Origin of the sequence: Nonomuraea sp. NPDC003804 (assembly GCF_040610675.1) — a bacterium.
GTDB lineage: Bacteria > Actinomycetota > Actinomycetes > Streptosporangiales > Streptosporangiaceae > Nonomuraea.
In genome coordinates, this window is record NZ_JBEXMT010000021.1 from 42,824 (window position 1) to 65,798 (window position 22,975).

22 protein-coding genes and 1 pseudogene are annotated in these 22,975 nt (G+C 71.8%); 10 read left to right on the forward strand and 13 right to left on the reverse strand.

What is annotated here, in order from left to right; genetic code table 11:
• The first annotated feature begins 186 nt into the window (after window positions 1–186).
• The 3 genes from ABZX22_RS27010 (at window position 187) to ABZX22_RS27020 (ending at window position 3,461) form a co-directional block, all read left to right on the forward strand.
• A complete protein-coding gene (locus ABZX22_RS27010; protein WP_354913914.1) occupies window positions 187–1,293 on the forward strand; it encodes a citrate synthase 2 in 1,107 nt (368 codons plus the stop codon).
• Between the two features lie 227 nt (window positions 1,294–1,520).
• Window positions 1,521–2,630 (forward strand): phosphoserine transaminase, encoded by a 1,110-nt coding sequence (serC, locus tag ABZX22_RS27015; RefSeq protein WP_354913916.1) that lies wholly within the window; start codon window positions 1,521–1,523, stop codon window positions 2,628–2,630.
• A gap of 222 nt (window positions 2,631–2,852) precedes the next feature.
• Entirely contained in the window at window positions 2,853–3,461 is a 609-nt protein-coding gene (locus ABZX22_RS27020) for a TIGR00645 family protein (RefSeq protein ID WP_354913918.1), read from the forward strand.
• Window positions 3,462–3,554: 93 nt separating this feature from the next.
• On the opposite strand, the gene ABZX22_RS27025 is transcribed toward ABZX22_RS27020, so the two are convergent.
• From ABZX22_RS27025 to ABZX22_RS27060, 8 genes are all read right to left on the reverse strand, one after another.
• On the reverse strand, window positions 3,555–4,178 hold the full coding sequence (locus tag ABZX22_RS27025) for a rhomboid family intramembrane serine protease (protein ID WP_354913920.1): 624 nt from the start codon (window positions 4,176–4,178) through the stop codon (window positions 3,555–3,557).
• Window positions 4,179–4,335: 157 nt separating this feature from the next.
• Window positions 4,336–5,103 carry a crotonase/enoyl-CoA hydratase family protein gene (locus ABZX22_RS27030; RefSeq protein ID WP_354913921.1) on the reverse strand — a complete coding sequence of 256 codons (768 nt, stop codon included), beginning with the start codon at window positions 5,101–5,103 and terminating at the stop codon, window positions 4,336–4,338.
• Window positions 5,104–5,113: 10 nt separating this feature from the next.
• On the reverse strand, window positions 5,114–5,890 hold the full coding sequence (locus ABZX22_RS27035) for an SDR family NAD(P)-dependent oxidoreductase (protein WP_354913922.1): 777 nt from the start codon (window positions 5,888–5,890) through the stop codon (window positions 5,114–5,116).
• A gap of 83 nt (window positions 5,891–5,973) precedes the next feature.
• Window positions 5,974–6,312 (reverse strand): STAS domain-containing protein, encoded by a 339-nt coding sequence (locus ABZX22_RS27040; RefSeq protein ID WP_354913924.1) that lies wholly within the window; start codon window positions 6,310–6,312, stop codon window positions 5,974–5,976.
• Window positions 6,313–6,447: 135 nt separating this feature from the next.
• Window positions 6,448–7,209, reverse strand: coding sequence for an ABC transporter ATP-binding protein (locus ABZX22_RS27045; RefSeq protein WP_354913926.1), 762 nt, complete (start codon window positions 7,207–7,209; stop codon window positions 6,448–6,450).
• A complete protein-coding gene (gene cbiQ / locus ABZX22_RS27050; protein WP_354913927.1) occupies window positions 7,203–7,961 on the reverse strand; it encodes a cobalt ECF transporter T component CbiQ in 759 nt (252 codons plus the stop codon). The genes ABZX22_RS27045 and cbiQ overlap by 7 nt, the downstream gene beginning before the upstream one ends.
• A 2-nt stretch (window positions 7,962–7,963) precedes the next feature.
• Entirely contained in the window at window positions 7,964–8,971 is a 1,008-nt protein-coding gene (locus tag ABZX22_RS27055) for an energy-coupling factor ABC transporter permease (protein ID WP_354913929.1), read from the reverse strand.
• 73 nt (window positions 8,972–9,044) lie between these two features.
• Window positions 9,045–10,841 (reverse strand): glycosyltransferase family 2 protein, encoded by a 1,797-nt coding sequence (locus ABZX22_RS27060; RefSeq protein ID WP_354913931.1) that lies wholly within the window; start codon window positions 10,839–10,841, stop codon window positions 9,045–9,047.
• 342 nt (window positions 10,842–11,183) lie between these two features.
• Here ABZX22_RS27060 and ABZX22_RS27065 point away from each other — a divergent pair, with 342 nt between their 5' ends.
• Window positions 11,184–11,552, forward strand: coding sequence for a hypothetical protein (locus ABZX22_RS27065; protein ID WP_354913933.1), 369 nt, complete (start codon window positions 11,184–11,186; stop codon window positions 11,550–11,552).
• An 18-nt stretch (window positions 11,553–11,570) separates the two neighbouring features.
• A pseudogene (locus ABZX22_RS27070) lies at window positions 11,571–11,702 on the forward strand (ClpX C4-type zinc finger protein); the annotation flags it as partial.
• Between the two features lie 490 nt (window positions 11,703–12,192).
• Here ABZX22_RS27070 and ABZX22_RS27075 read toward each other — a convergent pair.
• Window positions 12,193–13,164 (reverse strand): helix-turn-helix domain-containing protein, encoded by a 972-nt coding sequence (locus tag ABZX22_RS27075; protein WP_354913935.1) that lies wholly within the window; start codon window positions 13,162–13,164, stop codon window positions 12,193–12,195.
• 73 nt (window positions 13,165–13,237) lie between these two features.
• Here ABZX22_RS27075 and ABZX22_RS27080 point away from each other — a divergent pair, with 73 nt between their 5' ends.
• A complete protein-coding gene (locus tag ABZX22_RS27080) occupies window positions 13,238–14,539 on the forward strand; it encodes an aminotransferase class I/II-fold pyridoxal phosphate-dependent enzyme (protein WP_354913937.1) in 1,302 nt (433 codons plus the stop codon).
• Here ABZX22_RS27080 and ABZX22_RS27085 read toward each other — a convergent pair.
• Window positions 14,529–15,716, reverse strand: coding sequence for a HAMP domain-containing sensor histidine kinase (locus tag ABZX22_RS27085; RefSeq protein ID WP_354913939.1), 1,188 nt, complete (start codon window positions 15,714–15,716; stop codon window positions 14,529–14,531). The genes ABZX22_RS27080 and ABZX22_RS27085 overlap by 11 nt on opposite strands.
• Entirely contained in the window at window positions 15,713–16,357 is a 645-nt protein-coding gene (locus tag ABZX22_RS27090) for a response regulator transcription factor (RefSeq protein ID WP_354913940.1), read from the reverse strand. Before ABZX22_RS27090 ends, ABZX22_RS27085 begins: the two co-directional genes overlap by 4 nt.
• 83 nt (window positions 16,358–16,440) lie before the next feature.
• Here ABZX22_RS27090 and ABZX22_RS27095 point away from each other — a divergent pair, with 83 nt between their 5' ends.
• The 4 genes from ABZX22_RS27095 to ABZX22_RS27110 are packed head-to-tail and all read left to right on the forward strand — an operon-like array spanning window position 16,441 to window position 19,830.
• The gene (locus ABZX22_RS27095) at window positions 16,441–16,959 is read left to right on the forward strand and encodes a hypothetical protein (RefSeq protein WP_354913942.1); all 519 of its coding nucleotides are present in this window, start codon (window positions 16,441–16,443) and stop codon (window positions 16,957–16,959) included.
• Window positions 16,956–17,996 carry a peptidoglycan-binding protein gene (locus ABZX22_RS27100; RefSeq protein WP_354913944.1) on the forward strand — a complete coding sequence of 347 codons (1,041 nt, stop codon included), beginning with the start codon at window positions 16,956–16,958 and terminating at the stop codon, window positions 17,994–17,996. The genes ABZX22_RS27095 and ABZX22_RS27100 overlap by 4 nt, the downstream gene beginning before the upstream one ends.
• The gene (locus ABZX22_RS27105) at window positions 17,993–18,652 is read left to right on the forward strand and encodes an ABC transporter ATP-binding protein (protein ID WP_354913946.1); all 660 of its coding nucleotides are present in this window, start codon (window positions 17,993–17,995) and stop codon (window positions 18,650–18,652) included. Before ABZX22_RS27100 ends, ABZX22_RS27105 begins: the two co-directional genes overlap by 4 nt.
• The gene (locus ABZX22_RS27110; protein WP_354913947.1) at window positions 18,649–19,830 is read left to right on the forward strand and encodes an ABC transporter permease; all 1,182 of its coding nucleotides are present in this window, start codon (window positions 18,649–18,651) and stop codon (window positions 19,828–19,830) included. The genes ABZX22_RS27105 and ABZX22_RS27110 overlap by 4 nt, the downstream gene beginning before the upstream one ends.
• Before the next feature lie 100 nt (window positions 19,831–19,930).
• Here the strand turns inward: ABZX22_RS27110 and ABZX22_RS27115 are convergent, their stop codons facing one another.
• Both ABZX22_RS27115 and ABZX22_RS27120 read right to left on the reverse strand, forming a co-directional pair.
• Window positions 19,931–20,860: an alpha/beta fold hydrolase gene (locus tag ABZX22_RS27115; protein WP_354913949.1), complete on the reverse strand. Its 930-nt coding sequence runs from the start codon at window positions 20,858–20,860 to the stop codon at window positions 19,931–19,933.
• 186 nt (window positions 20,861–21,046) lie between these two features.
• Window positions 21,047–22,894, reverse strand: a complete 1,848-nt coding sequence (locus ABZX22_RS27120; protein ID WP_354913951.1) for a protein kinase — start codon at window positions 22,892–22,894, stop codon at window positions 21,047–21,049.
• Window positions 22,895–22,975 lie beyond the last annotated feature (81 nt).

The window sequence follows — 22,975 nt, forward strand, 5'->3', positions numbered from 1 at the left end:
CTACCAGCACCGATGGCGTTTCGGCGTGCCCGAAGACGAAGCACGCCCTGTTAGGGGGTTAAATTGACCCGCCGGTATCTCGACATCAACAGAAGCGGACGAGCCCCGGGGATGCGAACACGCGCCCGAGGCGGCCGCGACCATGAGACGGATTGCCCATACGGCAAGAAAGGAAGGCGGCCAAGAATGTCCGACTTCAAACCCGGACTCGAAGGCGTCGTGGCCTTCGAGACCGAGATCGCGGAACCGGACAAAGAGGGAGGGGCCCTTCGCTATCGGGGCGTCGACATCGAAGACCTGGTAGGTCGTGTCCCGTTCGGGCACGTCTGGGGTCTGCTTGTCGACAACAAGTTCCAGCCGGGCCTGCCGCCCGCGGAGCCGTACCCCATCCCGGTCCACTCCGGTGACATCCGCGTCGACGTGCAGAGCGCGCTGGCCATGCTGGCCCCGGCCTACGGCTTCAAGCCGCTGCTCGACATCGACGACGCGCAGGCCCGCGACGACCTGGCGCGCGCGTCCGTGATGGCCCTGTCCTTCGTGGCGCAGTCGGCGCGCGGCCTCGGCCTGCCGATGGTGCCGCAGAGCAGGGTCGACGAGGCCAAGACCATCACCGAGAGGTTCATGGTCCGCTGGCGGGGCGAGCCCGACCCCAAGCACGTCAAGGCCATCGACGCCTACTGGACCTCCGCCGCCGAGCACGGCATGAACGCCTCCACGTTCACCGCCCGCGTCATCGCCTCCACCGGCGCCGACGTGGCCGCCGCGCTCTCCGGCGCTGTGGGCGCGATGTCGGGTCCGCTGCACGGCGGCGCGCCCGCCCGCGTGCTGCACATGATCGAGGGCGTCGAGCAGCTCGGCGACGCCAAGAAGTACGTCCAGAGCGAGCTGGACAAGGGCAACCGCCTGATGGGCTTCGGTCACCGCGTCTACCGCGCCGAGGACCCGCGCGCCCGGGTGCTGCGCCGTACCGCGAAGGAGCTCGACGCTCCTCGCTACGAGGTCGCCGCCGCACTGGAGAAGGCGGCTCTGGAGGAGCTGCACGCGCGCAAGCCCGACCGGGTGCTCGCCACCAACGTGGAGTACTGGGCCGCCGTGGTCCTCGACTTCGCCGAGGTTCCCTCGCACATGTTCACCTCGATGTTCACCTGCGCGCGCACGGCCGGCTGGGCCGCGCACATCCTGGAGCAGAAGCGCACGGGCAGGCTGGTCCGCCCCAGCGCCAACTACGTCGGCCCCGCCACGCGTCCGCTGAGCGACGTCCCCGGCGCCGACGAGGTCGTCGGCACCATCTGACGCCTTTCCCTCGGTACTTATGAGAAACGTGGCCATCGGACTGCCGATCATTTCCTGTTGCGACTCAGCGCCGTATCGGCAGTCCAGTCACCACGTTTCTCATAAGTAACGGCCCGCTGATCACCAGCGGGCCGTTTGTCGTTCCGTACGGCTCCCGCCGCCCGCCACATGTCTCACATCCCGGACCCGGGACGAGCCACCGGAGTCGGCTCAGTAGGCTTGGGCAGGTGGCTGACATCGTGATTCCCGCTGACATCAAGCCCGCCGACGGCCGCTTCGGCTGCGGGCCATCGAAGGTCCGACCCGAGCAGCTGTCCGCGCTCGCCACCACTGGCGCCGGCGTGATGGGCACCTCCCATCGGCAGAAGCCGGTCAAGAACCTGGTCGGCAGGGTCCGCGCCGGGCTCGCCGACCTGTTCTCGCTGCCGGAGGGCTACCAGGTCGTGCTGGGCAACGGCGGCACCACCGCGTTCTGGGACATCGCCGCCTTCGGGCTGGTGCGCCAGAAGTCGCAGCACCTGTCCTTCGGCGAGTTCTCCTCCAAGTTCGGCGCGGTCGTCAGCAAGGCGCCGTGGCTGGGCGACCCGACCATCATCAAGTCGGAGGTCGGCACCCACCCGGAGGCCGTGGCCGAGGACGGCGTCGACGTCTACGCCCTCACCCACAACGAGACCTCCACCGGCGTCGCGATGCCGATCAGGCGGGTCGGCGGCGACGACGCCCTCGTCCTCGTCGACGCCACCTCGGGCGCGGGCGGTCTGCCCGTCGACATCGCCGAGACCGATGTCTACTACTTCGCCCCGCAGAAGAGCTTCGCCTCCGACGGCGGCCTGTGGATCGCGATCATGTCGCCGCGCGCGCTGGCCCGCGTCGAGGAGATCGCCGCCAGTGGCCGCTACGTGCCGGAGTTCTTCAGCCTGCCCGTCGCCATCGACAACTCGGGCAAGGACCAGACCTACAACACCCCGTCGGTGGCCACGCTGTTCCTGCTGGCCGATCAGCTCGACTGGATGAACGGCAACGGCGGCCTGGCCTGGACCACCTCGCGCACCGCCGACTCCGCCCAGCGCCTCTACACCTGGGCCGAGAAGTCGTCGTTCGCCACGCCGTTCGCCGCTCCCGAGTTCCGCTCGCAGGTGGTCGGCACGATCGACTTCTCCGACACGGTCGACGCCGCCGCGGTGGCCAAGGTGCTGCGCGCCAACGGCATCGTCGACACCGAGCCCTACCGCAAGCTCGGCCGCAACCAGCTGCGCGTGGCGATGTTCCCGGCGATCGAGCCGTCCGACATCGAGGCCCTGACCACCTGCGTCGACTACGTGGTCGAGCGCCTCTAGCCGTCCTTGGCCCGGCGGGCAGGCTCGCCGGGCAAACGCGAGCGCGTCTCCCGCGCCCCGCTCCGCGTGACCCTCGCCGGCACCGGCAGCCTGCCGGTGCCGGCGGCGGGCGCCTCGAGCGTGAGCCGGGTGACGTGCTCGTTCGCGTGTGCGGGCCCCGAGCGCGTCCACGACCCGAGGCTGCCGGAGCGCGGCCCCACCACTGCGACAGGAGTACAAGGAGTGACGTCCATCTCGGGGGAGCCTGCGAGGAGGAGGCGCGGTCTGGGCCACCTGATGTTCGCCAGCCGGTGGCTGCAGGCGCCGCTCTATCTCGGCCTGATCGTGGCCCAGGGTCTCTACGTGTGGCAGTTCATGGTGGAGCTGTGGCACCTGGGTGACACGATCATCACCGGACACGTCAGCCAGGCCACGGTCGACGCCTTCGGCGGCGTCGACTCGCTTCCCGGCCCCGAGGTCATCGTCATGCTCGCGGTCCTCGGGCTCATCGACGTGGTGATGATCTCCAACCTGCTCATCATGGTGATCGTGGGTGGCTACGAGACGTTCGTCTCGCGCATCGACCTCACCGACCATCCCGACGAGCCCGAATGGCTCTCCCACGTCAACGCCAACGTGCTCAAGGTCAAGCTGGGCACCGCCATCATCGGCATCTCGTCGGTGCACCTGCTCCAGACGTTCATCAGGGCCAAGGACACGCCGTCGGCGACCATGATGTGGCAGACGCTCATGCACCTGGCCTTCGTGGCCTCGGCCATCGGGCTGGCCTACATCGACCGGCTGCTGGCCGCCTCGCCGGCCGAACGCACCAAGGCGCCGGCCGCCCACTGACCCTGGGCGCCGCTCAGCGGGCCGCTGCGGGTCCGCGGGCGGCGCTCACCCGTCCGAGGGCCTCGCCCGGCTGATCGGCGGGCCACGGCGGAATCAGAAGGGTTCGGGCGTGCGGCCGATCGCGGACCTGCGCCGCAGCACCCACGCCGCGACGACGCCGCCGACGAGCCCGAACAGGTGGCCCTGCCACGAGATGCCCTGCTCGTTCGGCAGCAGGCCCCACAGCAGCGAGTAGTACGCCGCGGCAACGCCGATGCCCACCACGATGTCGAGCACGCGCCGGTCGAACAGCCCCCGGGCGACCACGAACCCGAAATAGCCGAAGACCAGCCCGCTGGCGCCCACGGTGACCACGCCGGGAGGGGTGGCGACCCAGGTGCCGACGCCGCCGATCACCATGATGATCAGCGTGGCCCACAGGAACCTGCCCAGGCCGCGGAAGGCGGCCAGGAAGCCGAGGACGAGCAGCGGCAGCGAGTTGGCCATGAGGTGGCCGAAGTCGGCGTGCAGGAACGGCGCGAAGAGGATCCCGACGAGGCCGTCGGGAGACCAGGAGACGATGCCGAGCTCGTAGTCGAGGCGGCCGAGCGCGAAGTAGTCGAAGATCTCGACCGCCCACATCACGACGACCATGCCGACGACCAGGAGGAGGGCGCCGAGCGCGCCCTGCAGGAGGCCGCTCGCGCCGCGCCTGGCCGACTCGTAGGGGGAACTCATGCGCTCTCCTGCCGTCGGGGGGAAGGCTTCTCCCTTTACGGTAATGCGGAGCATCCCCTGCGCGCGGCGCCCGTCTCCTGCGGGACGGCGCCGCCGCACGATGGCGAGGTGCCCAGCTGCGGCTCCTCCCGGCGGCGCGGGAGGAGCCGGGAAGGACCTACTCGCCCCGCCACACCGGCGGGCGCTTCTCGGCGAAGGCCGCCGCACCCTCCATCGCGTCCTTCGAGCCGAACACCGGGTTGATGATCGGCCCCTGCTTCTCGAACATCTCCTCCAGCGACCAGTCCGCCGACTCGATGACGACCCGCTTGGTCGCCGCCAGCGCCAGCGGCGCGTTCGCGGCGATCGTCCTGGCCAGCTCCAGGGCGCCCTGCAGCGCCGCGCCCGGGGCGGTGATCCGGTTGACGAGGCCGAGTTCGTACAGCCGGGAAGCCGGGTAGTGGTCGCCGGTCAGCGCGATCTCCATGGCCACGTGGTAGGGGATCCGGCGGGGCAGGCGCATGATGCCGCCCGCGCCCGCCACGAGCCCGCGCTTGGGCTCGGGCAGGCCGAACTTCGCCTCGGACGAGGCCACGATCAGGTCGCACGACAGCGCGAGCTCGAAGCCGCCCGCCAGCGCGTACCCCTCGACGGCCGCGATCAGCGGCTTCCTGGGCGGCGACTCGGCGATGCCGCCGAAGCCCCTGCCCTCGATGACGGGCAGGTCGCCGGTCAGGAAGGCCTTGAGGTCCATGCCCGCGCAGAACGTGCCGCCCGCCCCGGTCAGGACGTGGACGGAGACGTCGGAGCGGGAGTCGAGCGCGTCGAGCGCGGCGGCGAGGCCACGGGCGACGGCTCCGTTGACGGCGTTGCGAGCCGACGGGCGGTTGATGGTGATCACCGCGACGCCGTCGGACTCCTCGATCAGTACTTCGTCGGAGGACACGCGCACCTCATCACTTGGGCTGGAAGCGGATACCGCCGTCGAACCTGATGACCTCGGCGTTCATGTAGTCGTTCTCGATCAGCGAGCGCACCAGGTGGGCGAACTCGTCGGGGCGGCCCATGCGCTTGGGGAAGACGACGGGGGCGACGAGCTTGGCCTTGAACTCCTCGGCGGCGTCGCCGGCGAAGCCGTAGATCGGGGTGTCGATGATGCCGGGGCAGATGGTGTTGACGCGCACGCCGATGGCGGCCAGGTCGCGGGCCGCGGGCACGGTCATGCCCACGATGCCGCCCTTGGACGCGGAGTAGGCGAGCTGCCCGGTCTGGCCCTCCAGCGCCGCGACGGAGGCGGTGTTGACGACCACGCCCCTGTGCCCGTCCTCGGAGACGGGCTCGGTCCTGGCGATGGCGGCCGCACCGATGCGCATGAGGTTGAAGGTGCCGATCAGGTTGACCTCGATGACCTTGCGGTAGCTGGCCAGGCTGTGCGGGGCGCCCTCACGGTTGACCGTGCGCTCGGCCCAGCCGATGCCCGCGCTGTTGACGATCACGCGGACCGGCTTGCCGGTGGCCACGGCCGCGTCGACGGCGGCCTGGACCTCGGCCTCGTCCGACACGTCCGTCCTGACGAAGACGCCGCCGAGTTCGTCGGCGATCGCCTTGCCGCGCTCCTCGTTGAGGTCGGCGATGACCACGGTCGCGCCCTGCCGGGCGAGCTCGCGGGCCGTGGCCTCGCCCAGGCCGCTCGCCCCGCCCGAGATGATTGCTACTGCTCCGTTGACGTCCATGTCACGGACCTTAACGCGAGAACCGAACGAAGTTCTACTTCGAGTGGCTCAAATCTCCCCGCCGCGCCGCCCGGCCCCGCCGGTCAGATCGCGCCCACCGCCGTGTCGACGTCGGGGTAGACCTTGATGCGGCGGTCGAGGCCGGTGGTGCGCAGGATGCGGGCCACGGGCGCCTGGGGCGCCGCCAGCGACACGCACCCACCCTCACCCGTCGCCAGGCGCCACGCCTCGATCAGCACCGACAGACCGCTGGAGTCCATGAACGACAGCGCCTGGAGATCGAGCACCAGCCGCGCGCCGTCCTGTTTGATCGCGTCGCGGACCTCGTCGCGGAGGAATGGCGCGGTGAAGAGATCGAGCTCACCCTCCACCGCGACCACCACGGCGTCTCCCATGGCATGGCGCGCCAGCCGTAGCTTCATTCGGCCCTCCTCGATGAGCCACTGTACTTCGACATCCCCCGACGAGCGGCATGGACAAACTACGCTCACCAACGTGCGGGCAGCGGAATGCCCGGCCGAGGAGCGCCGCGGACGGCGAGGGCGACCGCCCGACGGTCACCCACGCGTCTCGGCGGTCCCGGGAGCCTCAGGGACGGCGAAGCCGTACGGCAGCTCGAGGCGGTGCTCGGCCAGCAGCGCGGGGTCGGACAGCAGGCGGGGGGTCGGCCCGTCGGCGGCGATCACCCCGCCGGACAGGATCAGCGAGCGCTCGCACAGCTCCAGCGCGTACGGCAGGTCGTGGGTGACCATCAGCACGGTCACGTCGAGCGAGCGCAGGATCTCGGCCAGTTCCCTGCGCGCCGCCGGGTCGAGGTTGGACGACGGCTCGTCGAGCACCAGGATCTCCGGCTCCATGACCAGCACGGTGGCCACCGCGACCCGCCTGCGCTGGCCGAAGGACAGGTGGTGCGGCGGCCGGTCGAGATGGTCGGCCATGCCCACCCTGTCGAGCGCGTTCTTGACCCTGCGCTCCAGCTCCTCGCCCCTGACGCCCATGTTGGCGGGGCCGAAGGCGACGTCGTCGCGCACGGTCGGCATGAACAGCTGGTCGTCGGGGTCCTGGAAGACCAGCCCCACCCGCTGCCTGATCTCCTTCAGGGTGTCGGCCCGCACCGGGGTGCCGGCGACGCTGACCGTGCCGTGTCCGGCGGTCAGGATGCCGTTGAGGTGCATGACCAGGGTGGTCTTGCCCGCGCCGTTCGGCCCGAGCAGGGCGACGCGCTCGCCGCGCCCGATCGTGAGGTTCACCCCGAACAGCGCCTGCGTGCCGTCGGGATAGGCGTAGGCGAGCTCGCTCACCTCAAGGGACTTCACCACAGTGACACTCCAAGGACGGCCAGCGCCGTGACGGGCAGGGCCAGCGCGGTCCCCCACTGCCGCCCCGATCCGGAGACATCGTGGATGAGCGGCAGCGAGCCGCTGTACCCCCGGCTGAGCATAGCCAGGTGCACCCGCTCCCCCCGCTCGTAGGAGCGGATGAACAGCGCACCGGCCGACCTGGCGATCACCGGGATCTGGGTGAGGTTGCGCGCCTCGAAGCCCCTGGCCTCCCGCGCCACCCGCATCCGCCGCATCTCGTCCACGATCACGTCCATGTACCGCAGCATGAACATCGCGATCTGCACCAGCAACGACGGCAGCCGCAGCCGCTGGGCGCCGAGCAGGATCATCCGCGGTTCGGTGGTGGCGGCCAGCAGGATGGAGGCGACGACGCCGAGGGAGGCCTTGGCCAGGATGTTCCACGCCGCCCACAGTCCCGGCACGCTGAGCGAGAGCCCGAGGACCTCGGTCCGCTCCCCCATCCCGATGATCGGGATCGCCAGCGCGAACAGCACGAACGGGATCTCGATCGCCATCCGCCTGACGACGTGGGCGGCGGGCACCCGCGCGACGCCCGCCGTGAGCGCCAGCAGCAGCGCGTAGCAGCCGAAGGCCCAGAAGGCCTCGCGCGGCGTGGCCACGACGACGCCCGCGAAGGCCAGCATCGCCACCAGCTTGCACTGCGGCGGCAGCCGGTGGACGGGCGAGTCGCCGGGCCGGTAGAGCTGGTGGTGGTGCCCCGCGCCCATCTCTAGACCCCGGCTCCCGCGCGGCGGCGGGCCGCGAAGGCGACGGCGCCGGCGACGAGCAGCGTGATGCCGACGCCGACGACCCCCGCGACGCCGACGGGCACGCCACCGACGTCGCCGTAGTCGGCCAGGGCCCACGAGCCGAACAGGTGGTCGGTGGCCTGGTCGAGGAAGCCCTTGTTCTCGGCGACCGCCTCCAGGCCGTCGGGGTCGGCGGAGGCGAAGAAGGAGACCACGCCGGCCAGCACGAGCGTCAGGCCGACGCCGCCGAGCAGGAACGGCCTGCCGCCGGTGGCGGGCCTGGCCGCGGGAGCCGCGCCGACGGGCGAGGTCGTGCCGTCGGCGCCCTTCAGGACGAGCGGGGCGGCCAGGCCGCGGGCGCCGTAGACCAGGTCGGGCCGTACGGCCAGCACCGCGCCGACGGTCGCGGTGGTGATGAGGGCCTCGCCGATGCCGATGAGCACGTGGACGCCGCCCATGGCCCCGGCGACGGCGGTGGCGTCGATCGGGGCGGTGCCGCCGACCGCGAACAGCAGCGAGAAGGCCAGCGCGGAGGCGGGCACCGAGACCAGAGCGGCGAGGAAGGCGGCCGCGCTGACCGCCGCCTTGCCCTTCGCCGCCCTGGTGACCAGGCGGAACAGACCCCACCCGACCAGTACGGTGACCACGCCCATGATCACGATGTTGATGCCGAGCGCGGTCAGGCCGCCGTCGGCGAAGAAGACGCATTGGACGAGCAGCACCACGGCCATGCACAACACGCCGGTGTAGGGTCCGACGAGTATCGCGGCCAGCGCCCCGCCCAGCAGGTGGCCGCTGGTGCCGGCGGCGACGGGGAAGTTGAGCATCTGGACGGCGAAGATGAAGGCGGCGACCAGCCCCGCCATGGGCGCGGTGCGGTCGTCGAGCTCCCGCCGGGCGCCGCGCAGGCAGACCGCCACCCCGGCGGCCGCGACGACGCCTGCCGAGACGGATGTAGCGGCATTGAAGAAGCCATCGGGTACGTGCACGACCAAGCCTCCAGTAAGCGGACGAAACTCCCCTACTTTAAGTGAAGGCTTTGCACTTGCACATGTCTAGCAATTACCCGCGGCGGATCAGCCTTCGCACGAGCGCCCGAGGCGTGATCTTACGGACGACCGTGCTCAGCCTGCCCTTGCCCGCCGTCGCGTACGGCCGGACGCTGCTGCGCACGGGGCCCCGCCACCAGCTGCGCGGCTCGGCCACCGTGCCGGCGTCGACCTCGATCCTGAACCGCGCGGGCGGCCCGCCCAGCTCGAGCTCCAGGTAGGCGTCCCAGGTGCCGGGGGCGAACCTGCCGATCGCGGGCTTGGCCACGAACACGCCGCCGGGCAGCGCCACCACCGGCTCGACGCGCTCCCTGCCGCTGTGGCGCTCCCTCCAGACCAGTTGCTTGACCGCGCCCGCCTCGGGGATCCCGCCGCCGCCCACGGTGATCTCCCCGTCGAGGAGGAGGCGGTGCCCCAGCGTCCACCGGGTGCGGGTCAGCCGCGCGCTGCCCGGCACGGTGAGCACGTGCCCGCCGACGTCGACGCTGAGGTTGCCGTTGGTCCTGGTGAAGTACGGCAGCGCCACCGCACTGCCCACCAGGCGGGGAGCCGGCCTGGTGATGCCGCCGTCGCGGTCGGCGCCCAGCCTGCCCAGGCGGATGACGCCCTCGCACTCGACGGCGACGTAGAAGTCCCACACACCGGACGACAGCTCGCCGGGGTCGACGCTCGCGATGAAGCCGCTGTCGCCCACCGGGTCGGCCGGCAGGACCAGCTCGCCGCCCTGCTCCTGCCGGGAGCGCAGGACGAGCGCGACGCCGCCGGCGGCGTGCTGGCCGTCGAGCGCCGCCTCGCCCTCCACGACCAGCCTGTCGCTCTCCCAACGCAGCCCGGTCAGGCGGCGGCACACGACGGCGGCCTCGATGCCGGCCAGCCGTACGAGCCTGTCGATGTCGTCGAGCGCCGCCAGGCGCTGGCGGTCGGTCGTGGTGAGCCGGTCGGTGACGCCCGGCGTCAGCCACCGGTCGCACAGGACGGCCACCTCGTGGGCGATCTCCTTGCGCCGCATGTCGTCGGCCGCCAGGAAGGGGGCGCCGAGCTGGGCGAAGATGTCGAGCCTGAAGTGGCGGCGGAGCAGGTGGTCGCGCAGCGGTCCCGGCCCGATGTGCGCGGTCATCAGCTCGATGGGCTTGCCGATCATGGCCAGCCAGCCGAGCGGGTCGCGACTGGCCGGCTGCTGCATGATGCTGCTGCCGTCGGGCCTGGCGACCAGGTGGTAGCAGTCGTAGTCGGCCACGACAGAGATGATCTCGGCGTGGCAGTAGGCGTGGACACTGAAGACGATGTCCTCGCCGATCAGCTGCCCCTCGGCGAACCTGATGCCGTGCCGGTCGAGCATCTCCCTGCGGTAGAGCTTGAAGCAGCTCAGGCTGTTGTAGACGGCGCTGTCGCCCAGGTCGACCCGGTCGGTGCTGTGCAGGAACATCGAGACCGGCGCGCGGCGGCCGTGCCCGACGATCTTGCCGAGCACGATGTCGGCGGCGTTCTTGTCGGCCATGGCGACCATGCGCTCGAGCGCCTCGGGACCGAGGTAGTCGTCGGCGTCGCAGAAGAACACGTAGCGGCCCCGAGCGTGCTCCAGCCCGGTGTTGCGGGGGCCGCCCGCGCCGATCGGGTGCTCCTTGCGCACGACCCTGACCACGCCGCGGTGGTAGTGGGCGTAGAGCTCGAGCAGTTCGGCGCTGCCGTCGGTGGAGCCGTCGTCGACGACGACGATCTCCTTCTTCACCCGCTGGACCAGTGCGGAGGTCAGGCTGCGATCGAGATAGTCACGGCAGTCGCGGACGGGGATGATGACGCTGACGTCCACACCGCCCTCTTCGCATCCGGTCGGTCGTTCAGCCACAGCCGCGCCCCTCAGCCGTCACGTTCCGCTAGCCCTTGAATTCAGTATGTGACGAGACTGCGGGTTCGCGCGGGCAATCCGGCGTGTTGACGGCTTTACTTTCGGGACAACCGACATATCACCCGGCGATGCAAATTTGCTGATTAAGCAGGGTGAATTGCGGCTCGGCGGGGGCGCTGAATTCCCCTGCGGCGTAGAGATTCATCCCTGCAGGGAACAGTGCCCTACCCCCTGCCCACCTGGGTGATCCCAAGACGGGAATGACGCGTCTACACTCAGGCAACCTTGATCTGAGAGGTGGCGGAAATGGGAACGGAACTCAGCCGTGAGACGACCGAGGATCCAGCCGTGCGCTCCGCCGAGCGCATCGTCTCCTCCGCACGGCTCGCCGAGCTCTACGAGTGCTCGGCACTGCTGCGCCGTACGCGTCAGCGGGCGGAGCAGATCGTGAACGAGGCGCGCGCCATGCTCGCCGAGGCCGAGCTCTACGGCGACCCCATCAGAGTGCTCGCGCTCAGCGCCCAACTCGAGGAGGCGCGCGCCGCCTACCGCAAGATCCTGCAGGCCTACACCACCATTTGCCGCAAGATCGGCGAGGAGCGCAACGCCATCATCATGTCCCAGGTCAAGGAGACCAGAGAAGCCGTGCAGGAGGGCTTGTCAGGTGTCGCCTGACGGGATTAGTGTCAGGCCATGCCTGACAGCTGGAAGGACAAGCTCCGCTGCTCGTTCTGCCACAAGAAGAGCGCGGACGTCGGCAAGCTCATCGCGGGCCCGGGAGTGCACATCTGCGACCAGTGCGTCGCCCTCTGCAACGAGATCCTCGAGACAGAGCGCCTCAGCGCGCCGTCGGAGCCGCGCCTGCCCATGTGGGAGGAGATGTCCGTCGAGCAGATCCTCGACCACCTTCCCAAGATCGCGGCGGTCCAGGTGCAGATCGACGACAACCTGCACGACTGGGTGCGCCACCTCCGCACCCGCGACGTGAGCTGGGAACGCATCGGCGCGTCCCTGAACATGACCCGCCAGTCGGCCTGGGAGAGGTTCAGATAACCGGCCCAGGTAACCGTCCGGGTATCCCGTCCGGGTATCCCGTCCGGGTATCCCGTCCGGTAAACCACTGTGACTGCTGGGGCGTCCCCTGATCAGGGAGGCCCACCATGCACGTTCTCGAGGGCCTCGCGGCGCCCGACCTGACCGAGCTCGCGATCGAGCTCCTGCTGGTCGCCGCGCTGCACGAGGAGGCCGAACGGCTCACCGCCGAATGAACGGGCTCCAGCTCCCCGGCCGCGGCCGGGGAGCTGGAGCAGGGGGCTCAGCCGGGAAGACCCGAGTCGAGCCTTCGTTTCTTCAGCGCCAGGTGCAGGTGGAGCCTGGTCATGCCGTCGTCGAGGTCGGCGCCCAGCGCCTCGGCGATGCGGCCGAGCCGGTAGTACAGGGTCGTCCGGTGCAGGTGCAGCGCCGCCGCGGCGCGCTGGGCGTTGCCGCCGAGGTCCAGGTAGGTCTCCAGGGTGTGCGCCTGCTCGCCGTCCAGCCCGGCCAGCGGATCGTCCGCCGCGCCGAGCAGCGTCAGGTACGGCCCCAGCCCCGCCCACGACACCTGGCGCGGCAGCGCGGGGTCGGCGGCGGCCAGGTGGGCGGCGGTCAGCGCCTGACGGTAGGCCTCAGGAGCCGCCTCGGGCGCCATCGCCTCGCTGTAGCCGCGGGTGACGCCGTCCTCGTCCGGCATGGCGTCGGCGGGCTGGCGGAGCAGGTAGGCGGCGTGGGTGTCGGTCCGCAAGCCGCCGATGGCATGGCGTTCCGGCCGGCCGGAGCCGGGAAGCACGACGCACACCTGGATGAGTCTGGGGGTCGTCCGGTTCCAGCCCTGCCCCGTGGTCAGCAGGCGGCGGACCATCGCGTCGGGGTCCTCGTGCCAGGCGGCCGCCAGCTCGCGGGCGGTCTCCTCGGCCAGCGCGAGCGCCTTGCCGTCCAGCGTCTGGTCGGGGTCGAGCAGCCACAGGTAGCCGAGCGCGCGCCCGCCGTCCCTGATGGGCACGCAGACCCTGGCCCCCATGCCGAGCTCCTCGTTGGCCGGCACCCGGACGGGCGCCGTGGCCGCGGCGATGCCGTGCAGGTCCTGCCAGCGGCTGATCTCGGGCGCGACCTGCCGGGAGAGGATCGCGGCGACCCGCACCGGGTCGGCGTCGGCGTGCCGCGAGCTGTAGGCGATCAGCCGGCCGTCGGGGTCGTCGACGGTGACGCTCCGCTCGATGGCCGCGGCGAGCGCGTCGAGCCATGCCTGCATTCCGACAAGTGTAGGAGCGGGTCCCTTCATCCACACCATGTGCCCGCCGCGACGTGCTGCTTACCCTGGCCCCATGCTCGCCCCTCGCTCCTGGGTTCCCGCCGCCGCCGACGATCTCGTTCAGCACGGCGCGGCCGCCGTCTCCTCGCAGCCCGCCTCGGCCACGCTGGCCGAGATCGAGCGGCTCACCACCCGCAGCCACGAGATCCACGACGTGGAGTGCGTCAACCTCAACCCCGCGACCAACGTCATGAACCCGCGCGCCGAGGCGCTGCTGTCGGCCGGGCTCGGCTCCAGGCCCTCGCTCGGCTACCCGGGCGAGAAGTACGAGACCGGCCTCGAGGCCATCGAGCAGATCGAGATCATCGCCGCCGAGCTGGCCGCCGAGGTGTTCTCGGCCCGCTACGCCGAGGTCCGCGTGGGCTCGGGCGCGCTGGCCAACCTCTACGCGTTCATGGCCACCTGCAAGCCGGGCGACACGATCATCGCCCCGCCGCCGGCCATCGGCGGACACGTCACCCACCACGCGGCGGGCGCGGCCGGCCTGTACGGCCTGACCACCGTCGACGCCCCCGTCGCGGCCGACGGCTACACCGTCGACGTCGCCGCGCTGCGCGAGCTCGCCGTACGGGTCAGGCCCAGGCTGATCACCCTCGGCGGCAGCCTCAACCCCTTCCCCCACCCGGTGTCCGCCGTCCGCGAGGTCGCCGACGAGGTGGGGGCTCTGCTGCTGTTCGACGCGGCCCACGTGTGCGGGATGATCGCCGGCGGCGTCTGGCCGAACCCGCTGGCCCAGGGCGCGCACCTCATGACGATGAGCACCTACAAGAGCCTGGGCGGCCCGGCCGGCGGCCTGGTCGTCACCGACTCGGCCGCGCTGGCCGAACGCCTCGACGCGATCGCCTATCCGGGACTCACCGCCAACTTCGACGCGGGCCGTACGGCGGCGCTGGCCGTCGCGCTGCTGGACTGGAAGGTGGCGGGCAAGGCCTACGCGGAGATGATGGTGAGCACCGCCCACCAGCTGGCGACCAGCCTGCAGGAGCTCGGCCTGCCCGTCTTCGGCGGCGGCACCAACTCCCACCAGTTCGCGCTCGTCGCTCCCCAGGGCGGCCAGGCCGCGGCCCGCCGCATGCGCCGAGCCAACCTGCTGGCCTGCGGCATCGGCCTGCCGGCCGCCCCGGTCGAGGGCGACGTCAACGGGCTGCGCCTTGGCACGCCCGAGGTGGCGCGGCTGGGCATGACGGAGGAGGACATGCCCGTGCTGGCCGCGTTCGTGGCCCGCAGCCTCGACCCGTCCGTGGATCCCGCGACGGTCGCGCCCGAGGTCACCCAGTGGCGGCGCGGCTTCTCCGGGATCCACTTCACCTGCTGACCTCCCGCAGACCCCCGGTCCCCCTCACAGGCCTGCCCGGGCCCGCGACGCTCGCCGTCGCCGGCCTGGGCAGGCTCACGGTGACGGCCAGGCCGCCGTCCGGCCTGGGCAGCGCGGTGACGGTGCCGCCGTGCGCGTCGACGATGGCCCGCACGATCGACAGCCCGAGCCCGGCGCCCCTGTCGGAGCGCACGCGCTCCCCCGCCAGCCGCCGGAACGGCTCGAACAGGCCGTCCACGTCGTACGGCGCGACCACGGGCCCGGTGTTCTCCACCGTGACGAGCCCGTCGGCCGACACCCTGATCCAGACCTGGCCGTCGCGCACGTTGTACTTGATCGCGTTCTCCACGAGGTTGAACAGGCACCGCTCCAGGAACAGCGGATCGCCCTCGACCTCGGCGTCCGACAGGTCCTGGTGGATCGTGACCCGGCGCCTGCGCGGCTGCAGGTCGACCTGCTCCAGCACGGTGCGGACGATGTGGCGCAGCTCGACCCGGCGGCGCGCGGTGAGCTCCTGCTCCGACTGGGCCAGCAGCAGCAGGCCCTCGATCAGCCGCTCGTAGCGCGCGTTGGTGCCCAGCAACGCGCGCGCCAGCGCCTTCAGGTCGGCGGAGGCCTCCGGCTCCTCCAGCGACACCTCCAGGACCGTGCGGTTGATCGCCAGTGGCGTGCGCAGCTCGTGGGAGGCGTTGGAGATGAACCTGCGCTGGGCGTCGAACGCCCTGTGCAGCCGGTCGAGCATCGCGTCGAAGGTGTCGGCCAGGCGCTTGACCTCGTCGTCGGGTCCGTCCAGGCCGATGCGCTCGTGCAGGGTACTCTCCGACAGGCGCTGCGCGGTCTCGGTCACCCGGTCGATCGGCCGCAGCGCGCGGTCGGCCACCAGGTAGGCGAGGATCACCGCGATGATCCCGATGAGAATCATGATCATGAGCGAGTAGCGCAGCATCTCGTCCAGCGCCTCGGCCGCCCGCGTGCCCACCTCGCTCTTCATCGCGGTCTGCAACTGCTCCCTCGACGGCACCGCCACGTCCGGGCCGATCTTGGCGAACGCCAGGACGAACTGCTTGCTCAACGCGCTGGACGTCAGCAGGTAGGTGAACCAGAGCAGCAGCGATCCGGCCACGAAGAACAGCACGCCGTACAGGACGGTGAGCCTGGCGCGCAGCCCGAGCCTCACAGCCGGTACCCCTTGCCCGGCACGTTCCCGACGAGGGCGGGACCGCCGAGCTTCCTGCGCAGCGCGGTCATGGTGACGCGCAGGACAGCGGTGTCGGTGCCCGCGTACTCGTCCCACACCCTGCGGCGCAGCTCCGCCGAGGTCACCAGCGCGCCTTCGGCGCGCATCAGCTCCCACAGCAGGTCGAACTCCTTGCGGCTGAGCGACACGGGCCGCCCGTCCCTGGTCACCGTACGGCGGGCGGGGTCGAGCCTGATCCCGGCCCGCTCCAGCACCGGCGGCGCGGCGGGCGAGCTGCGGCGGGCCAGGGTCCTGATCCTGGCCACCAGCTCGGCGAAGGCGAACGGCTTGACCAGGTAGTCGTCCGCGCCGAGGGTGAGCCCTTCGACCTTGTCGCGCACCTGTCCGGCCGCCGTGAGCATGAGGATCCTGCTCCTGCCGGCCAGCTCCTCGCAGACGTCGTCGCCGTGCACCTCGGGCAGGTCCCTGTCGAGGACGACGACGTCGTAGTCGGTGTGGGAGGCGCGTTCGAGCGCCTCCTGGCCGTCGTAGGCCACGTCGACGGCCATGGCCTGCAGCCGCAGCCCGCGCGCCACGGCGTCGGCCAGCTGTTCCTCGTCTTCCACGATGAGCACCCGCATGATGACGAGCGTGCAGCACCGCCTGTTAGCCGCGAGTAAGCCACTTATCCGGCTTTAGCGCTCCCTTCAGTGAAGTGTGCGGCATGAGAAGACACCTCCTCGTGGCCGCGCTGCCACTCCTGCTCGCCGCCGCGTGCGGCTCGACCCCCTCCACCACCGCGCAGGTCGCCGGCGTCGGCGAGAGCGCCACCGCCGCCGCCAGGCCGAGCGCCTCGGCCACCATGGACAGGAACACCGCCCAGCTCAAGTTCGCCCAGTGCATGCGCGAGAACGGCGTCGACATGCCCGATCCCGACGGCAGCGGAGGCGTGCGCATCCAGGCCAAGAAGGGCGAGCAGGCCAAGACCGAGGCCGCGATGAAGGCCTGCAAGCAGTACCTCGACCAGGCGGCGGGCGAGCGCAAGGCCATGGACCCCGCCCAGCGCGACCAGATGCTGAAGTTCGCCCAGTGCATGCGCGAGAACGGCGTCAAGATGGAGGACCCGAGCGCCGACGGCATGGTGAGGATCACCGGGGCCGAGGGCGGCGAGCAGGCGATGAAGGTCGCCCAGGAGGCCTGCAAGGAGTTCGCGCCCGGCGCGCTGAGGGGGAACGGCTCGTGAGAAGGGTCGCCCTCGCCGGTGCCTGCCTCCTCGCGGTCGCGGTGGCGGGCGCGGCGGTGGCCGTCCTGGCCGACGGCGGCACCGGTGTGGCGGCCCCCGCGGCGGCGGCCGTGCCGGCCACGGCGCCGATCACCAGGCAGGACCTGATCGACACCAAGACGGTCGACGGCGCCCTCACCTACGAGGGCGAGCGCCAGGTGGCCGCGGGCGCGGCGGGCACGCTGACCTGGCTCCCCGACGAGGGCGCGGTCGTGAGGCGGGGCCGGTCCCTGTTCAGGACCGACCGCCGCCCCACGGTCCTCATGTACGGCAAGCTCCCCCTCTACCGCACCCTCCAGCTCGGCGTCGGCGACGGCCCGGACGTCGAGCAGCTCGAACGCAACCTCGCCGCGCTCGGCTACGACGGCTTCACCGTGGACGACGAGTTCACCTACGCCACCTACCAGGCCGTCGTCGAGTGGCAGGAGGACAGGGGCCTGCCCGAGACGGGACGGGTGGACGCCGCCCAGGTGGTGTTCCTGCCGTCGGCCGTCAGGGTGACCGGCGTCCGGGGCGAGGTCGGCGGCAGGACCGCCCCCGGCCGGCAGGTGCTGGCGGTCAGCGGCCTGGACAGGGTGGTCCACGTGGACCTCGACACCGACGACCAGACCCTGGCCAGGAAGGGGGCCAAGGTCACCGTCGAGCTGCCGGGCGGCGAGAAGGCGGCCGGGCGGATCACCTCGGTCGGCACGGTCGCCAAGACGGTCAAGGAGAGCACGACCGTCGATGTCGACATCACCCTGGACAAGGCCCCCCGCACCAAGCTGGACCAGGCGCCGGTCGAGGTCGAGCTGGTCAGCGAGCGGCGCGAGGACGTGCTGGCCGTACCGGTGGAGGCGCTGCTCGCGCTGCGCGAGGGCGGGTTCGGCGTCGAGGTCGTCGAGGGCGTCCGCACCAGGCTCGTGCCGGTCGAGGTCGGCGCGTTCGGCAGCGGCATGGTCGAGATCACCGGCGCGGGACTGGCCGAGGGGATGAAGGTCGGGGTGCCCGCCGAATGAGCATCATCGAGCTGCGCGGAGTCACCAAGACCTACAACGGCACCGTCCACGCGCTGCGCGGGGTGGATCTGACGGTCGACTCCGGCGAGCTGCTGGCGATCATCGGGCCTTCCGGCTCGGGCAAGTCCACGATGCTGCAGATCATCGGCACCCTCGACCGGCCGACGTCGGGAAGCGTGCGGATCGCCGGGCACGACGTCCTGGGGCTGAGCGACCGCCGGCTGTCCGCGCTGCGCGCCCGGCATCTCGGCTTCGTCTTCCAGCAGTTCCACCTGTCGCCGGGGGTGAGCGCGCTGGACAACGTGGCCGACGGCATGCTCTACACCGGCACCCCGCTGCGCGTCCGGCGCGAGCGGGCGGCCGCGGCGCTGGACCGGGTGGGCCTCGGCCACCGGCTCGGCCACAGGCCGAACCAGATGTCGGGCGGCGAGCAGCAGCGTGTCGCCGTGGCCAGGGCCGTCGTGGGCGACCCGCCCCTGCTGCTGGCCGACGAGCCGACGGGCAACCTCGACTCGGCGGCGGGAGCCGAGGTCCTGAAGATCATCAAAGAGCTCAGCGAGGCGGGGACGACCATCGCGATCATCACGCACGACAGCGAGATCGCCGAGTGGTGTCCCCGGCAGGTGCGGGTCAGGGACGGGCTGGTGCTCCCATGAGACCGGCCAGGCTGAGCCTCCGCGACGTCCTCAGGGTCGGGGCGTCGGGGCTGCGGGCCCGCCCGGCCAGGGTGATCCTGTCGGCGCTCGGGATCGCCATCGGGATCGCCACGATGATCGCGGTCATCGGCATCTCGTCGTCCTCGCGGGAGCAGTTGCTGCGCCAGCTCGACAAGCTGGGCACCAACATGCTGACCGTCTCGGCGGGCAACACCGTCTTCGGCGAGCCCGCCAAGCTGCCGCGCACCGCGGTCGACATGGTCTCCCGCATCGGCCCCGTCTTCTCCGCCGCCGCGACGGGGTCGGCCCCGGCGACCGTACGGCGGACCTCCCACATCGACGAGGCGGTGACCGGCGGCATCAGCGTCCAGGCGGCGACCACGTCCCTGCTGGAGACGTTGGAGGGCACGGTGGCGAAGGGCACCTGGCTGAACGACGCCACCTCCCGCCAGCCCGCCGTCATCCTCGGCGCCAAGGCCGCCGAACGGCTGGGCATCACCCGCACCGGCGTGCGGGTGTGGATGGGCGGGCGCTGGTTCACGGTGATCGGGATCCTCCGCCCCACGCCGCTCGCCCCCGAGATCGAACGGTCGGCGCTCGTCGGCTTCCCCGTCGCCGAGGAACATCTCGGCTTCGACGGGCACCCGACGACGATCTACGAACGGTCGGCGGAGGAGGCGGTCGAGGCCGTGCGGGACGTGCTGCCGCGCACGGTCAACCCGGAGAACCCCAACGAGGTCGACGTCAGCCGCCCGTCCGACGCGCTGGCCGCCAGGGCCGCCGCCGCGGGCGCCTTCACCAGCCTGCTGCTCGGCCTCGGCGCGGTCGCGCTGCTGGTGGGCGGGGTCGGCGTGGCCAACACCATGGTCATCTCCGTCCTCGAACGCCGCCGCGAGATCGGCCTGCGCCGCTCGCTGGGAGCGACGAGAGGGCAGATCCGCGTCCAGTTCCTGTCGGAGTCGCTGCTGCTGTCGGCGCTCGGCGGGGTGGCGGGCGCGGTCCTGGGGGCGCTGGCGACGGTCGGGTACGCGATGTCGCGGGACTGGCCGCCGGTCGTGCCCCCGTGGGCGATCGGCGGCGCGGTGGCCGCCACGCTCGTCATCGGCACCGTCGCGGGGCTCTACCCGGCCATGCGCGCGGCCCGCCTGTCGCCGACAGTGGCACTGACCACCACCTGACCGGGTACGGCGGCGGCACCGGAGTCCCCGGTGCCGCCGCGTTCAGGGGATCCGGGGCGCCAGGTCACCGCCGGCCGAGGCCGCCTTCAAGCCGACGAGATCATGGACACCGGCGAGCGTCGCCCGCGCCGCCTGCGCGACCCGCTGAGCTGACGAAGGCCGCCACCTCCTCCAGCAGCTCCGGATCCACCGGGCGGGTGTACTGCTCGCGGTAGGTGCTGCGGGAGGCCGGGCCGGGATCGCGGCGCAGGAGATGCGTGAGGTCGGGGAAGCGGCGCGTCTCCACCGGCCCCGGGACCAGGTCGTCGATCACGTCGAGGTCGTCCACGTCGACGTGGAGGTCCTTGTCCCCGATGATCGCCAGCACCGGCACGTGGATCGCCGCGAGATCCTTCTTCGGGTCGTGGACGAGCCACTCGCGGAAGGCCCGCGACACGGGGACGCCGTAGATCCGCGGCGCGCCTGACTTGACCCTGGCGAACAGCCGCCGCGCCTGGTCCTCCGGCGTACGGCCGAACAGCCGCAGGGCCAGCCTGATCGACCGCGGCAGGTCGTCCTTGCCCCAGCGCGCCGCGCCCCACAGGTAGACCTCCTCCCCTGTCTGGGCGGTGCAGCCGAGCAGGACGGCGGAAGCGGCCCCCGCGTGGGCCGCCAGCCAGGCGGCCTGCTGCGCGCCCTCGCTGTAGCCGATCGCGCCCACCGTGCTCACCCCCGGCAGGTCCGCCACCGCCCGCAGGACCGTGGCGGCGTCCTGGCGGTAGCGGGCGAGCGGGACCGTACGCCCGCCGCCCGGGGTCCGGCCGGTGCCGCGCGGGTCGAACCGGTAGGAGATGACCCCTTTCGCGGCCAGCGCCTCGGCCATGGGCCGGCCGAGGCCGAGCCGGTTGCCGCCCCTGTCGGCCTCCCTGTCCAGCCCCATGGGCCAGGTGAGCACCATGGCGGGATGCGGCCCGTCGCCATCAGGGACGGCCAGCGTGCCTGAGATGGCCACCCCGTCGTCGGCCGTCACCGCCATCTCGATCTCGCGCACGTGGTCCTCCCGTGGTGCCGCTGACCTGCCCTTCCATTGTTTCACCGAAGAACTGATGGGAGATTTCGCCTGGCTTCACCCGGTGACGGCCGCCCGAACCGGCCTCGCTGCCGGCCCTCTACCTGACCAGCCGCGCCGCCGAGCATCAGGCCGAACTGCGCGAGGCACGGCAGCCCGCCCAGGCGGCTACCAGGTGATCTCGGGACTCTCGCGGCCGCCGCTCCAGACACCTGTTCCGGCGGGCCGCCACCGCTCCCGGACGTTGATCGTGGCCCCGGTCCGCGGCACTCCACTCATGGTCGTGACGCATGCCACGACGCCGCCGCCCGCGGGCACGGAACGGCTCGGGCAGACGAAATGCCGCGAGACGACGCGCTCGGCGACGCTGTCGTACAGCTGGACGTGGATGTCGGAGACGACCGAGGCGGAACCCCGGATCCGGCCCTTGAGCCGAATGCTGTCGCCCGCCACGGCGATGCACGGTGACATCTCCACGTTCGTGCCCGGCCCGGCCGAGATCCAGGGGCGGCACCGCCAGTCGTACTGCTTCGGCGGAGCCGACGGGCCGTCCCCCGGGTCACCGCTCACGAGCGTCGTGTCCTTGGGATCCGGCTTGGGATCCGGCTCAGGCTCGGGATCCGGCTCCGGCTCCTTGGCGGGCTGCTTCTTCTCCGCGGTCACCCGCTGCTCGCGTTCCGCCGTCTGCTCGGTACGCTCACGCGGCTGCCGGTCGTGCTGTTCGTCCTGTTCCTGCTCCTGCTGCGACTTCCCCGGCTTCGCCACCGGCGGGGTCACTCCCGGCGAGGGCGGGGTGGTGACCGGGTCCGCCACCTCGGGGGTGACGACCGGCTTCTTCGCGGTGTCCCCGGCCTGGGCCGCCGCCGTCGCGCCCGGCGATCGCCACGGCGCCACGAAGGTGAGCGCCGTCCCGCTCACCACCAGGGCAGCGGCGACGGCCGCGACCACCGCCAGCCGCCGCCGGGGCGGCCTGCGCCGGGCCGAGGCCAGAGTCCCGTCCTCGACGGCACCGGGCCGCGACCCCGCACCCCCCGAACCCGGCAAGCCACCCGGAACCGGGGCGCCCGACGCTCTCGGAGCGCCCGGCGCTTCCGGTGTCGCCGGCATTCCGGGGTGGAGGCTCGGGGCGGGGAGGGGTTCGGAGGTGACGGACGGCGGCTCCTGCCTGGCGACGGCGGGCAGGGCGGGCAGTCCCGCCAGGGCGGGCACCGCCGACCGCAGCGCCCTGGCCACCTCCGCCGCCGGCGGCCGTACGGCGGGGTCCTTCGCCACGCAGGCCGAGACGATGGCCCACACGGCGTCCGACATCCCCGGCAGCCGCCGGGGGGTCGCGCTCGCGTGCTGCCTGAGCAGCGCCATCGGATGCTCGCCGACGAACGGCGGGCGTCCGGCGACCAGCTCGTAGAGGATCAGCCCGACGGCGTAGACGTCCACCGCGGGCGTGGGGACGCCGCCGTCGGCCACCTCCGGCGCGAGGTAGGTGGGCGTGCCGATGACCGACGTCGTCTGGGTCAGCCCGGGGCCGTGGACGATGCGCGCCACGCCGAAGTCCGTCAGCCGCGCCTGCCCGCCGGCGCCGTCGATCAGCACGTTCCCCGGCTTGACGTCACGGTGCACGACGTCGAGGGCGTGGGCGGCCGCCAGCGCGTCGGCGACCTGCGCCATCAGCTCGGCCGCCGCCGACTGGGGCAGCGTGCCCGACCGCTGGAGCGTGGAGCGCAGGTCCCCGCCCTCGACGAGGTCCATGACGAGCGCCAGCCGTTCACCCTCGATGACGAAGTCGCGCACCGGGACGATGTGGGGGTGGCGCAGCGCCCGCATCACGTTGCGCTCCTGGACGAAGCGCAGGACCAGGTCCTGGTCGGCGGCGTGACCGTCGCGCAGCAGCTTGACCGCCACGATCTGCCCGGTGTCGCGGCTGCGCGCCCGCCAGACCGTCCCCATCCCGCCGGCGCCGATCTCGTCCAGCAGGACGTACTGGCTTCCCAGAGACTCCTCGGACCCGCCCGTCGCCATGTGCTCGCCTTTCCCCTCCAACAAATCCAGATCACCATAGTCACGTACATCCGGGTCAGAAAGATCACCACATGGCGGGCG

What these genes read in the sequence shown, in the direction of transcription:
- ABZX22_RS27010 (WP_354913914.1), top strand. Translation starts at nt 187, where the DNA reads ATGTCCGACTTCAAACCCGGACTCGAAGGCGTCGTGGCCTTCGAGACC.
- ABZX22_RS27025 (WP_354913920.1), bottom strand. Translation starts at nt 4,178, where the DNA reads ATGAGTTCCCCCTACGAGTCGGCCAGGCGCGGCGCGAGCGGCCTCCTG.
- ABZX22_RS27035 (WP_354913922.1), bottom strand. Translation starts at nt 5,890, where the DNA reads ATGGACGTCAACGGAGCAGTAGCAATCATCTCGGGCGGGGCGAGCGGC.
- ABZX22_RS27040 (WP_354913924.1), bottom strand. Translation starts at nt 6,312, where the DNA reads ATGAAGCTACGGCTGGCGCGCCATGCCATGGGAGACGCCGTGGTGGTC.
- cbiQ (WP_354913927.1), bottom strand. Translation starts at nt 7,961, where the DNA reads ATGGGCGCGGGGCACCACCACCAGCTCTACCGGCCCGGCGACTCGCCC.
- ABZX22_RS27065 (WP_354913933.1), top strand. Translation starts at nt 11,184, where the DNA reads ATGGGAACGGAACTCAGCCGTGAGACGACCGAGGATCCAGCCGTGCGC.
- ABZX22_RS27075 (WP_354913935.1), bottom strand. Translation starts at nt 13,164, where the DNA reads ATGCAGGCATGGCTCGACGCGCTCGCCGCGGCCATCGAGCGGAGCGTC.
- ABZX22_RS27080 (WP_354913937.1), top strand. Translation starts at nt 13,238, where the DNA reads ATGCTCGCCCCTCGCTCCTGGGTTCCCGCCGCCGCCGACGATCTCGTT.
- ABZX22_RS27090 (WP_354913940.1), bottom strand. Translation starts at nt 16,357, where the DNA reads ATGCGGGTGCTCATCGTGGAAGACGAGGAACAGCTGGCCGACGCCGTG.
- ABZX22_RS27095 (WP_354913942.1), top strand. Translation starts at nt 16,441, where the DNA reads ATGAGAAGACACCTCCTCGTGGCCGCGCTGCCACTCCTGCTCGCCGCC.
- ABZX22_RS27105 (WP_354913946.1), top strand. Translation starts at nt 17,993, where the DNA reads ATGAGCATCATCGAGCTGCGCGGAGTCACCAAGACCTACAACGGCACC.
- ABZX22_RS27110 (WP_354913947.1), top strand. Translation starts at nt 18,649, where the DNA reads ATGAGACCGGCCAGGCTGAGCCTCCGCGACGTCCTCAGGGTCGGGGCG.
- ABZX22_RS27120 (WP_354913951.1), bottom strand. Translation starts at nt 22,894, where the DNA reads ATGGCGACGGGCGGGTCCGAGGAGTCTCTGGGAAGCCAGTACGTCCTG.